Raw genomic sequence first — 13018 nt, 5'->3', positions numbered from 1 at the left:
ATGCTATCTATTCTTGTTCATCTTCATCTATTTCAATGATTGTTTCTGTTTCTACTGTAGTTTCTGTTACGTTTTCTGCTGCGTTGTCACTTACTGGGCTTTCATCTGTTTCTTCTGTTTCAGCTTCAACTGCGGCCATCGTGACCACTTTAGCGTCATTTTCCAGTTTCATCAAACGCACCCCTAGTGTTGCACGACCAGTTTGAGAGACAGAAGCTACATTAAAGCGAATAATTACGCCTTTGTTTGTTACTAGCATAATGTCTTCGTCCCCTTTAACCGTCGTTAAACCGGCTAATGGACCGTTTTTAGCGGTGATGTTGGCAGTTTTAATCCCTTTACCCCCACGGCCTTTCACAGGGTATTCTGAGCCTGCTGTACGTTTTCCGTAACCATTTTCTGTGATGACTAAGACTTCACTATCTGGTGTAATGACCGATACGCCGACAACGTAGTCATTTTCTCTTAAGCGAATCCCCCGCACACCTGATGCAGTTCGGCCCATATCCCGCACGGCTTCTTCTTTAAAGGTGACCGAATAACCATCATGAGTCCCGATAATCATCGTGTCATCCCCGCTTGTTTCTAAAACATCCACTAATTCATCGTTTTCTTTTAGATTAATCGCGATTAAACCATTGCTGCGAATGTTGCTAAAGGCATCGACTGAAGTTCGTTTGACAACACCTAAAAGCGTGGTAAAGAACAAGTATTTATTGTCACTTTGGCCACTAACTGCAATAATCGTTTGGATTTTTTCGGCAGAATCAATACCTAATAAGTTAATAACCGGAATCCCTTTAGCCGTCCGACCGTATTCTGGGATTTCGTAACCTTTGGCTTTATAGACTTTTCCGACATTGGTGAAAAAGAGTAAAGTATCATGAGTGGAACAAGAAACTAATGTTTTAACAAAGTCCTCATCGTGCACACCCATTCCTTGAACACCTCTTCCCCCACGACGTTGCGCACGGAATTCACTATTGGCTAGACGTTTAATATAGCCATTATTCGTCAAGGTAATGACAACTTCTTCTTCTTCAATTAAATCTTCATCTTCTAAACTCAAAACTTCTCCGACTAAAAGTTCCGTCCGGCGTTTATCACCAAAACGTTGCGTTAGTTCGCCTAATTCGGTTTTGATAATTTCATTTACACGTTCAGGTTTAGCTAAAATATCCGCTAAATCAGTAATTAATGCCAATAATTCTTGGTATTCTTTTTCGATTTTATCCCGTTCCAAACCGGTTAAACGACGTAAACGCATATCTAAGATGGCTTGGGCTTGGCGATCTGATAATTCAAATTTTGCCATCAATGTATTTTTAGCTTCATCATCTGTATTTGAACCACGAATAATGGCGATAATTTCATCAATGTGATCTAAAGCAATCCGCAAACCTTCTAAAATATGAGCGCGCGCTTCTGCCTTAGCTTTATCAAAAGCAGTTCGGCGCGTTACAACTTCTTGTTGGTGTTCAACGTAATTTTCTAAAATACGTTTTAAGCTTAAAATTTTTGGTACACCTTTTTCAATGGCCAACATATTGAAGCCAAATGAAGATTGTAAGGCAGTTAATTTATAGAGGTTATTTAAAATCACAGAAGCTGAGACATCGCGTCTAACGTCAATGACGATCCGCATACCTTCACGGCTTGATTCATCCCGTAAATCAGTGATTCCTTCAATTCGCTTATCCCGGTGTAACTCAGAGATACGTTCAATCAGTTTGGCTTTATTGACCATATAAGGCAATTCCGTTACCAAAATACGTTCTTTGCCATTTGGCATTTCAGTTACTTCTACCCGCCCCCGAACGGTAATGGAACCTTTACCTGTTTCATAAGCACGGCGGATACCTGATTTACCCATAACCAAACCACCTGTTGGAAAGTCAGGTCCAGGGAGAACTTCCATTAATTCATTCGTGGTAACGTCTGGATTTTCCATTAATAAATTAATCGCAGCCGTAACTTCATTTAAGTTATGGGGAGGAATATTTGTCGCCATCCCGACTGCAATCCCGGTTGTCCCATTGACTAAAAGGTTAGGGAAACGAGCTGGTAAAACTTCTGGTTCTCGTTCTGTGTCATCGTAGTTACTGGTAAAATCAACTGTATTTTTATTGATATCTCGTAGCATTTCTAAAGCCAGTTTACTCATGCGGGCTTCAGTATACCGCATCGCAGCGGCACCATCACCATCGACAGAACCAAAGTTACCATGGCCGTCTACTAACATGTAGCGATAACTAAAAGGTTGGGCCATCCGTACCATTGATTCATAAATAGCCGAGTCACCATGGGGGTGGTATTTCCCCATAACGTCCCCGACAATTCTGGCTGATTTTTTATGAGGTTTGTCTGGTGTTACACCTAATTCGTTCATCCCATATAAAATCCGGCGGTGAACGGGTTTTAAGCCATCACGAACGTCTGGTAATGCCCGTGCGACGATAACACTCATCGCATAGTCGATAAAGGAATTTTTCATTTCACTACTCAAATTGACGTCATGAATGTGGGCTTTATTATCTTCCAAGTGTTTCACTCCTAACTGAGATGTTTAAAAAACGCCAAAAACGTTGCTTTTAGAAAATAAAAAGCGTTGGGTTAAATAAACTCATTGTGGTAAACATGACCGCTAGAAAGGAAGTGAGAAAATTTATGCCGCCGTTATAATAAAACAACAATCAGCACAAAATTTTCAATTTTTCCCTTCATACTAGCATCATGACTAATTTTAAATATCTAAGTTTTGCACGTAATGCGCATTTTCTTCAATAAATGCTCGTCGCGGTTCAACGCGATCACCCATTAACATTTCAAAAACTTGATCGGCTTCAATCGCATCTTCGACAGAAACGCGCAACATTAAACGATTTTCTGGATCCATTGTCGTTTCCCATAATTGATGATCGTCCATTTCCCCTAAACCTTTGTAACGTTGGATTGTTGGTTTTGGTGTTTTAGGCAACTCATCCATGATTTGTTGCAAGCGTTCATCTGCATCTTTACCTGGTTGCACGTAGGTAATATTTTTGCCTTGCTTAACCCCGTACAATGGTGGTTGCGCGATATACACATATCCCGCTTCTACAATCGGACGCATATAACGGTAAAATAACGTCAATAGCAATGTCCGAATATGCGCACCATCGACATCGGCATCGGTCATGATAACCAATTTATGATAGCGGGCTTTTGAAACATCAAAATCGCCACCAAAGCCAGTTCCCATCGCAGTAAAGAGTGAACGAATTTCTTCGTTGGCTAAAATTTTATCCATTGACGCTTTTTCCACGTTCAAAATTTTACCCCGAATTGGTAGAATCGCTTGAAATTCACGGTTACGTCCTTGTTTTGCTGAACCACCGGCAGAATCCCCTTCGACGATGAATAATTCGCAACGTTCTGGATCATTAGAAGAGCAATCTGCTAATTTACCCGGCAGATTACTGATTTCTAAAGCTCCTTTACGACGTGTCATCTCCCGTGCTCGTTTGGCTGCTTGACGCGCTCTTGAAGCTAACATCCCTTTGTCGACGATTTGACGACCCACATTAGGATTTTCCATCAAGAATTTCATAAAGTGTTCTGAGAATAAACGATCGACAATCGTTCGCACTTCTGAATTACCTAGTTTTGTTTTGGTTTGACCTTCAAACTGAGGGTCTGGGTGTTTGATTGAAATAACCGCCGTCAAACCTTCTCGTACATCTTCACCAGAAAGATTATCGTCGTTATCTTTCATAATTTTTTGTTTGCGGGCGTAATCGTTAATAACCCGTGTTAATGCTGTTTTAAAGCCAGATTCATGCGTTCCGCCTTCATAAGTATGAATATTATTGGCAAAACTTAAAATGTTCATGTGATAGCCGTCAGTGTATTGTAAAGAAACTTCTACGGCAATATCTTGTTGTTGATCTTCTAAATAAATGGGATCTGGGAACAAAACGGTTTTATTTTTATCCAAATGTTCCACATAACTCTTAATCCCACCTTCATAGTGGTATTCTTTTAAGACAGTTTTTTCTTCTCTGCGATCTTCAATTGAAATACGCAAGCCACGATTTAAAAAGGCTAATTCCCGCACGCGCGTTGCCAATTTATCAAAACTGAAGATAGTGGTTTCTGTAAAAATTTCTGGATCTGGCCAAAAACGTACTTCTGTTCCGTGTTGATCTGTTTCAGCGATGACTTTTAAATCATCTACAACAGCACCACGACGATATTCTTGGAAATACACTTTGCCTTCTTTGTAAACTTTGACTCTTAATTTGGTCGAAAGAGCATTTACTACAGAAGCCCCAACACCATGTAGACCACCAGAAACTTTGTAGCCGCCACCGCCAAATTTACCACCGGCATGTAAAATGGTATAAACGGTTTCCACCGCCGGACGACCGGTTTTGGCTTGAATATCAACAGGAATTCCCCGCCCATCATCTGTGACTGTAATGGAATTGTCTTCTTCAATAATGACTTGAATTTTAGTTGCAAAACCAGCTAAAGCTTCATCGATTGAGTTATCAACAATCTCCCATACAAGGTGGTGTAAGCCTTCTGAACTCGTCGAGCCGATATACATCCCAGGACGTTTGCGTACCGCTTCTAAGCCTTCTAAGACCTGAATCTGACTGGCGTCATATTCTTTGGCACGTTCCACTAAGCTTTTTTCTTCTTCTGTCATCTATGCGGATCCTCATTTCTTCAATAATCTATTTATTTGGTGGTGCTTAAGTGACCATTTTCCACGTAAAAAATCGTGGGGGTTACGGTCATTTTATTTTTGACATGATCTAATGTAGTCGTCGTTAAAAACGTCTGTACCTTCCCTTCAATTGTTTCCAAAAGGTGCAGTTGACGAGAATCATCTAATTCACTCATCACGTCATCAAGCAATAAAATTGGATATTCACCAGTTTCTTCTTGCATCAAATCAATTTCTGCTAATTTGACACTTAACGCAGTAGTTCGCTGTTGCCCTTGTGAACCATAAGTCTGCACATCAATCTCATTAATGGCAAAACTTAAATCGTCACGATGAGGGCCTAAAAGCGTGGTCTGTCGTTGCAACTCCCGCGCTTGATTTTTCTCTAGAAGGTTAAGAAAACGTTCCTTTATTTCATCAACGCTATCAGCTAGCGTAAAATCAAGGGTGGAAACATAACGTAAAGTCAAATTTTCCTTTTCATGGCTAATTTTTTGATGCAACAAGTTGGCCCAGTATTCTAGCCGCTTCACAAATTTGGCGCGAGCTAATAAAACTTTACTGCCAAAGTCTACTAACTGTTCATTTAAGACGCTTAGATAAAGCAAGTCGACTTTTTTTTGCTGTTTTAAATATTGGTTGCGTTGCTTTAAGACATTTTGATACTGGACGAGGTCGTATAAATAAATCGGATCAATCTGGCCAATTTCCATATCGAGAAATTTACGCCGCAAAGAAGGGCTACCTTTGACTAAAGATAAATCTTCCGGTGCAAATAAAATCACGTTTAGTTGACCAACGTAGCTACTAAGCCGTTTTTGTTCAATGTGATTGATGCGCGTCTTTCGGCCTTTTTTAGTTAATAAAAGCTCCAACGGCACTTTACTATGATTTTTTTGCACTTCACCTTTCACGCTGGCAAAATCAGCACCCCATTCAATCAGTTCTTGCTCATTATTGGTGCGGTGACTTCTGGTCATAGCTAAAACGTAAATACTTTCTAAAATATTCGTTTTTCCTTGGGCATTTTCTCCCAAAAAAATTGTTAAGTTTTTAGGAAAAGTCAAAGCTAGATCCTCGTAATTGCGAAAATGCTGCAAAAAAAGATTATTCAGGCGCATTATCTGTTTCCTGTGCTTGCGCCATAAAAAAAGTTCCCTCATCCGGAATTTCGACCATCATTCCTGGATAAAGCTTACGGCCACGGCGATTTTCAATCTCTCCGTCAACTAAAACAGTGTTTTCAGCCAGGTACCATTTGGCCTGTCCACCACTGGAAATCACATTGACTTCTTTTAGCACTTGGCCTAGGGTCATGTAGTCTCCTGTAATTGCGATTTTTGCTTTCATTTTCATCCCTCGTTTCTCCAGTCACAGTTAGGTTTATTATACCGTTTTTTTGGCCAGAAAACAAATTTCCCCCAGTTTTTTTCACTTCTAAGAAGTTTTAATCTTTTTAGATAATTTTTATCCGAAAAGTAAAAAAAGCCGTAAAAACGATTTTATGCCCTTTTAAGATAATTTATGACTTTCTGAAAGTAATACAGTTGTTTTCCATTTTTTGTAAGAAAAGCATAATAAACATGGTCAGCTCGCTAGCAATAAGACGAAATCTTGATAAATTGTTCCTCAAATTTCAACTTATTACCCTAGAGAGTTTGTTTATAAAGCAAATAAAAAAAGCAACAACTCAGCTGAGTTGCTGCTTTTTATTGGCTTAATCTAAATTTTGACCGTTAGTGGCAATGACGTTGCGATACCAATCAAAAGATTTTTTCTCATAACGGTTTAAAGTCCCATTTCCTTCATCGTCTTTATCGACGTAAATAAAACCATAACGCTTACTCATTTCACCAGTGGAGGCACTGACCAAATCAATACAACCCCAAGGTGTGTAGCCCATTAAATCAACGCCGTCTGCGACTGCTTTTCCCATGGCGATGATGTGTTGACGTAAATAATCAATCCGGTAATCATCTGCTACATAGAAGTTTTCATCCACTTCATCATAAGCTCCTAAGCCATTTTCCACGATAAATAATGGTTTTTGATACCGGTTATACAATTCATTTAAGGCAATTCGCAACCCGTTTGGATCAATTTGCCAACCCCAGTCACTAGCAGCTAAGAAAGGATTTTTTACACCGCCTAAGATATTGCCTTGCACTTTTTCAGCAGTCGTCGTTTCGTTAATCGCTGTTGACATGTAATAGCTAAAACCGATGTAATCAACCGTATTTTCCGCTATTAAGGCTAAATCGTCCTCTTTTATAGTCAATGGTTTCACCTGATATTTTTCTAACATCCGCTTAGTATAAGCGGGATATTGCCCGCGGACTTGGACATCGGCACAAAAATAATTGAACTCTTGATTTTGAATCATGGTTGCCACTTGATTCACAGGATTAGCATCATAACTATAACTAGTGCCGTAAATAATCATACAGCCAATTTGTAAGTCTGATTTTAAAGCATGACCAATTTTAACTGCTTTGGCACTGGCGACAAATTGATGATGCCACGCTTGAAAAATATTTTGCCAATTTCCGCCACCATTACTTTTTACCATTCCCATACTTAAAGCTGGTAGCTCAAAAGCAGAGTTAATTTCATTAAAGGTCATCCAATAATTTACTTTTTTATAGTAACGGTTTAAAACAACGTCTGCAAAACGTTCATAAAAGTCAATTAATTGCCGATTTTGCCAGCCACCATATTTTTTAGCCAAATTTAAAGGCATTTCGTAGTGCGAAATTGTCACGACTGGTTCAATATCATATTTTAAACATTCGTCAATTAATTCATCATAAAAGCGCAAGCCTGCTTCATTGGGCGTACTTTCATCTCCTTGTGGAAAAATGCGGGACCAAGCGATGGAAAAACGATAGCATTTAAAGCCCATCTTGGCAAAAAGCGCGATATCTTCTTTAAAACGATGATAATGATCAATTCCAGTGTGGTTGGGATAAATATATTTTTTCTCATCAATAGTCCAATCAAAATTTTCATCCCCTAAAATCTGCCAACGTTGCTTACCACCGGGCATCGCATCGGCCACAGATAAACCTTTACCATCTGTTAAATAAGCTCCTTCTAATTGATTGGCAGCTGTCGCGCCACCCCATAAAAAGCCTTCTTTAAATACTGATTTTGTCATGATGTTCCTCCTGTTATAGTTAATTTTTTATTTTACAATTGTTAAAAAGTCTTCGCCGTGAATGACTTCTTTTTGATCCATATCCAATACATCCATAAAATCGCTCGTATTGGTTACTACAATTGGCGTAATAGTAGAAAAACCTGCTGCTTCAATCGCTTCAATGTCAAATTCAACTAATAAATCGCCTTTTTTAACGTGATCGTCTTGTTTTACTTTTACCGTAAATCCTTGACCGTCTAATTCCACCGTATCCATACCAATGTGCATCAAAATTTCCGCACCAGTTTCAGTCGTAATTCCCACAGCGTGACCAGTTGGAAATAGCGTAGTCACAACACCATCGGCAGGCGCATATAATTTTCCTTCAGAAGGTTTAATCGCAACCCCTTTACCTAGTGCTCCAGAAGAAAAAACTTGATCTTTTACTTGAGTTAACGGTAACACTTCCCCTGATAGAGGACTTGTAATCATAACTGTTTGCCCATTAGCCAACGCTTCAACTTTAGGAGATACTGGTGTTGTTGCATCATTTTCTGCCAATGCAGCATCTTCAGGTTGTTCATCAAAACGTAAGACAAATGTCAAAATAAAGGCTAGTACAAAGGCGATTGCCGTCCCGATTGCTGCCATAACTAAACCAGTAATAGCTTTTGTATCTTGTGGGATGAAGCCTGGTAAACTTAACAAACTAACTAAACCAAAAACATAGTTACGGACTTCAAAAAAGCCAATAAAGGCACCACCAATAGCGCCACTAATACAAGCTGCGATAAATGGTTTTTTCAACGGTAAATTGACACCATACACGGTAGGTTCGGTAATCCCGAAAATCGAAGTAATCGTTGAAGATAGCGCCAAACCTTTTAATTTTACATTTTTTGTCATAAAGAAAACGGCTAAAGCAGCCCCACCTTGAGCTAAAACAGCAGGGAGTAATGTTGGCATCATCGTATCAAAACCTGATTGAGTTAAATTGAGCATCATAATTGGTACAAAGCCCCAATGCATGCCAAACATAACAAATACCTGCCATAAGCCCCCCATAATCGCACCAGCTAAAATTGGACTCAAACCATAAATCGCATCATAACCACTACCTAATAAGTTCCCTAAAATCGTACCTAAAGGACCTACTACGATAAACGTTAATGGTGCCATAACCAAAAAGATCGCCAATGGTACTACGATGGTTTGTAAAAAGTCAGGAATAACTTTTTTAAAGAATTTTTCCACATAACTTTGTAAAAAGACCGCTAAAATAATTGGGATCACAGAAGACGTATACGCGCTAGCCCCAATAATGACCGGTAAGCCTAGAAAATGTAATGTTTCGCCGGCCAGTGCTGTAATAGACGGATGAACCAAGGCCATCGCTAAAGCTGCCGCTAAAAATTCATTGGTATGAAATTTTCGGGCCGCAGTAAAAGCTAACATCACCGGCAAATAGGTGAATAAACCATCGGCAATCGCCCATAATACTATATAAACCCCAGATGTATCTGTTACCCAATTTAGCGTTAAAGCTAAAGTTAAAAAACCTTTTAAAACTCCGGCTCCAGCCATTGCACCTAAAAAAGGAGTAAAAATAGAGGAGATAATATCAATCAAACGATCAAAAATATTTCCCGTTTTTTCTTCGACAGCTTCGGTATTATCAAAATTGGCAATATCATTTAATTCCCGATAAACATCCCCCACCTGACTACCAATTACCACTTGGTATTGGCCACCTTTTTGGACGACTTGAATTACATCATCATCTTGTTTTAATGCCTTCGTATCAGCCACATCTTCATCTTTTAATTTAAAACGCAAACGCGTGGCACAATGCACCACACTGTTGACATTTTCTTTCCCACCTACTGCCGCTAAAACACGACTAGCTATTTCTTTATTGCTGCTCATAATTCTCTCTCCTTGTCAGTTTAATTTATATAAATATGAAAAGCATAATAAACATGGTTGGCTCTCAAGTAATAAGATGGAATTTAATAAATTGTTTTTCAAATTTCAGCTCATTGCCATAAAGAGTTCGTTCATTTTACCTAAATAAAAAAACCCAGAAAGAAAAAACACGATCCCAAAAAATAAAAATGGGTATCTTTGTCTTTTCAATCTGGGTTTTGCCTGCCGAACAGTAACAATCCGTTATTGATTGAATGTTTACGTTTCCTCTGAAACGACGCGCTGAATGTGAATCGTCAAATAAATCATTTCCGATTCTCCCAGCGGTTTTTGATAGGTTTTCATTAAATAATCATTGATACGTTGTACCGTTTGAAAAGCCTTGGGATATTTGGATTGAATTAAAGCAAAGAGAAATTCATCGGACTCTTCATTTAATTCATCTCGTAAATAACGTTGCGCAAAATACTGCAAATGAGTAACGATGCGCTGATAATTCAAAGAGTCTTGGCGAAAAACGATACCATAAAAGCGACTAATAATTTGTAAAATATCGCGCACAATTTCTGTCGCCTGCATCGTCTGTTGCATCGATCCTTCCGAATTTACCTGCTCGCTATTGACGATATGAAAAGTAATAAATCCCGCTTCTGATTCAGGTAGTTCAATTTGCAATTTTTCTTTAATTAAAGCAATCGCTTCTTTAGCAATCGCAAACTCTTTGGGATAAAACTTACGCGTTTCAAATAAAAGAGGATTTGGAATCTCAATGCCTTCTTTACTACGCTCTAATGCGTAATGAATATGGTCTGTTAAAGTTAAGTAAATATTAGCCGACAGCTCTTGTTGCAGTTTTTCTTCAGCTAAATCAATAATTTGCTTTACCACCTCAACTTCTTTAGGAGGTACATCGGTAAATAATTGTTGAAACTGTCCAGCGGTCAGGGAATCTTTTAAAATAAATTCTTTTTCAATGACAGCCGCATCAATTTCAGCGCCAACTTTTTTACCAAAAGCCAAGCCACGCCCCATGTAGATAACCTCTTCACCAGCAGCGTTTTTTGACATGACGATATTGTTATTGAGGATTTTTTCAATTCTCACAATTCCCACTCCCTGCTTGCGATTCACTTTCAGACAAATAAAAAAAACCTAGAATTTCCCCCTTGGTGCTTACGTGGTAAATTCCGGTTTTGCCTGCCTAACAGTAACAATCCTTATTTATAATCTAGCACAGCTAAAAACAATTTGCAAGCCTTTCCAAAGAAGAAAAGCATAATAAACACGGTCAACTCTCAAGCAATAAGACGAAATCTTGATAAATTGTTCCTCAAATTTCTCAAGATTTTGGCTTGTTGCCGTAGAGAGTTTGTTTATTATGCTAGACACTTAGAAAAGCTTTGCGAACTCGTCCAACTTGCTAGCAATAAGATAGAATTTTAATAAATTGCTTTTCAAATTTCTTCAAATTTTAGCTTATTGTCGCAGCGAGTTAGTTCGTGAAGCTGGATCAAAAGAAAAGCGGAACAAACGTGGGTAACTCTCAAGTAATAAGATGGAATTTTAATAAATTGTTTCCCAAATTTCTTCAACTTTCAGCTTATTACCGTAGAGAGTTCGTTTGTGTGCTAGATCAAAGAAAAGCATAATAAACATGATCAGCTCTCAAGCGATAAGACGAAATCTTAATAAATTTTTCCTCAAATTTCTCAAGATTTCGACTTATTGTCGCCAAGAGTTACTTCCAAAATAAAAAAACTGCCAAATAAATTTTCCGCTACCGTAAAAATCGAATGTACTTTTTTACAGGAGCTTTTCATTTATTTGACAGTTTCAAGTTCAAATTAAAATGGCTAGTTAGTACGTACTGGTGTGATCAATTGAATAAAGTTTGCTTGTCCTGCAGTAGGTTCCAAGGTGAAAGGACGAATCGCTGAAATAAAGCGAACCGTAATACTCATATCACCAAAAGCCCGCAATGCGGCTTTCATGTAATCTGGGTTAAAGGAAATTTCTAAAGGTTCTCCGCTAACTTTTTCATAACTTAATGCTTCTTCCACTTTTCCGACTTCAGGAGAATTTCCATAAAGCATGACAGCATCTTCTTTAATTGATAAACGGACAATATTGTTGCGTCCTTCGTGGGAAAGTAAAGAGGCCCGCTCAATCGCCGCTAAGAAACTTGGCACCGTAAATTCAATTTCAGTGTTGAATTGATGCGGAATTAGACGGTTCGTGTCTGGGTAATTTCCTTCTAACAAACGTGAGTAAAACAACATATTTTCCGTTTGGAACAACACTTGGTTTTCCATGATGCTAACTGCAATTTCTTCTTCATCATCAGCTAAAGAACGTGATAATTCAATTAAACTTTTGCCAGGAACAACGATATTAAAGTCTTCTGCTTCTTGTTCTAGCGGAATAATCCGTTGACTCAAACGATGTGAGTCGGTTGCGACAGCCAATAACTGTTGATTTTCTAACACAAAATGCACCCCAGTTAAAATTGGACGGCTTTCATGAGCAGAAACGGCAAAAACAGTTTCACTAATTAATTGATTTAGTGTTTGCGCTGATAATTTTAATTGGTCCCGACTTTCTACAACTGGTAAATGCGGATAGTTATCAGCATCTAAACCATTAACCATGAAGTTGGCTTTGCCAGAAGTAATGGCAACTTGTTCGTTTTCCACAACTTCCATTGTGAAAGTATCTTCTGGAAGGCGACGAATAATTTCGCTGAAAAATCGAGCTTGTAAAACAATTGCGCCTGCTGATTCAACAATCATTTGTGCTTTTTCATTGTCTACGGCTAAAAATGTTTCGATGGAAATATCAGCGTTACTTCCGGTTAATGTTAAGCCGCGTTCAGTTAAAACAATTTTTACCCCCGTTAAAATTGGGATAGTAGTTTTAGAAGAAATCGCCCGTTGGACAGTTTGTAGTTCCTGCATAAAGGCAGAACGATTCATAGTGACTTTCATAAATGGCACTCCAATCTTTTTGATGTGTTGCAATTTTTTAAATCTAGACCATCTAGCTGGGAAATAAAAAATTAAAGGACTTTTGTAAGGAATAATAGCTATTACAAAATTTATTTAAAATATTAAAAAATTTGTTGCTGTTTAAAATAAGCCTTTTAATCTTACCACCGCATGCTCTTAAATCTTTCAAGATCCTTCATGCTGATTATAGCATTTTTTATGAATTAAAAAGAAGGCGGATGCCTTTATATTTAA

At 38.4% G+C, this 13018-nt stretch carries 8 protein-coding genes; all 8 read right to left on the bottom strand.

Going from position 1 to position 13018, the window contains the following annotated elements:
* Positions 1-7: 7 nt before the first annotated feature.
* The 8 genes from gyrA to dnaN all read right to left on the bottom strand — a co-directional run bounded on the left by gyrA (position 8) and on the right by dnaN (position 12763).
* Positions 8-2542: a DNA gyrase subunit A gene (gyrA, locus tag IGI65_RS02740; protein ID WP_071865536.1), complete on the bottom strand. Its 2535-nt coding sequence runs from the start codon at positions 2540-2542 to the stop codon at positions 8-10.
* 201 nt (positions 2543-2743) lie between these two features.
* Positions 2744-4693, bottom strand: a complete 1950-nt coding sequence (gene gyrB / locus IGI65_RS02735; protein ID WP_438773155.1) for a DNA topoisomerase (ATP-hydrolyzing) subunit B — start codon at positions 4691-4693, stop codon at positions 2744-2746.
* Between the two features lie 32 nt (positions 4694-4725).
* Positions 4726-5835: a DNA replication/repair protein RecF gene (recF, locus tag IGI65_RS02730; protein WP_095006952.1), complete on the bottom strand. Its 1110-nt coding sequence runs from the start codon at positions 5833-5835 to the stop codon at positions 4726-4728.
* Positions 5822-6064, bottom strand: a complete 243-nt coding sequence (gene yaaA / locus IGI65_RS02725; RefSeq protein WP_071865544.1) for a S4 domain-containing protein YaaA — start codon at positions 6062-6064, stop codon at positions 5822-5824. Before yaaA ends, recF begins: the two co-directional genes overlap by 14 nt.
* A 367-nt stretch (positions 6065-6431) precedes the next feature.
* Positions 6432-7871 carry a glycoside hydrolase family 1 protein gene (locus IGI65_RS02720; protein WP_438773154.1) on the bottom strand — a complete coding sequence of 480 codons (1440 nt, stop codon included), beginning with the start codon at positions 7869-7871 and terminating at the stop codon, positions 6432-6434.
* Between the two features lie 27 nt (positions 7872-7898).
* Positions 7899-9779, bottom strand: coding sequence for a beta-glucoside-specific PTS transporter subunit IIABC (locus IGI65_RS02715; RefSeq protein ID WP_438773153.1), 1881 nt, complete (start codon positions 9777-9779; stop codon positions 7899-7901).
* 258 nt (positions 9780-10037) lie between these two features.
* Positions 10038-10883, bottom strand: coding sequence for a BglG family transcription antiterminator LicT (licT, locus tag IGI65_RS02710; RefSeq protein WP_438773152.1), 846 nt, complete (start codon positions 10881-10883; stop codon positions 10038-10040).
* Between the two features lie 749 nt (positions 10884-11632).
* A complete protein-coding gene (dnaN, locus tag IGI65_RS02705) occupies positions 11633-12763 on the bottom strand; it encodes a DNA polymerase III subunit beta (protein ID WP_071865542.1) in 1131 nt (376 codons plus the stop codon).
* Positions 12764-13018: the final 255 nt, after the last annotated feature.

Origin of the sequence: Enterococcus sp. DIV0755b (assembly GCF_051713765.1) — a bacterium.
Classification (GTDB): Bacteria; Bacillota; Bacilli; order Lactobacillales; family Enterococcaceae; genus Enterococcus_C; species Enterococcus_C canintestini.
This window is presented reverse-complemented; position numbering and strand designations above follow the sequence as displayed.

Excerpts from the sequence above, each read along its gene's own strand:
- recF (WP_095006952.1), bottom strand. The coding sequence starts at position 5,835 with ATGCGCCTGAATAATCTTTTTTTGCAGCATTTTCGCAATTACGAGGAT.
- dnaN (WP_071865542.1), bottom strand. The coding sequence starts at position 12,763 with ATGAAAGTCACTATGAATCGTTCTGCCTTTATGCAGGAACTACAAACT.
- IGI65_RS02715 (WP_438773153.1), bottom strand. The coding sequence starts at position 9,779 with ATGAGCAGCAATAAAGAAATAGCTAGTCGTGTTTTAGCGGCAGTAGGT.
- gyrB (WP_438773155.1), bottom strand. The coding sequence starts at position 4,693 with ATGACAGAAGAAGAAAAAAGCTTAGTGGAACGTGCCAAAGAATATGAC.
- IGI65_RS02720 (WP_438773154.1), bottom strand. The coding sequence starts at position 7,871 with ATGACAAAATCAGTATTTAAAGAAGGCTTTTTATGGGGTGGCGCGACA.
- yaaA (WP_071865544.1), bottom strand. The coding sequence starts at position 6,064 with ATGAAAGCAAAAATCGCAATTACAGGAGACTACATGACCCTAGGCCAA.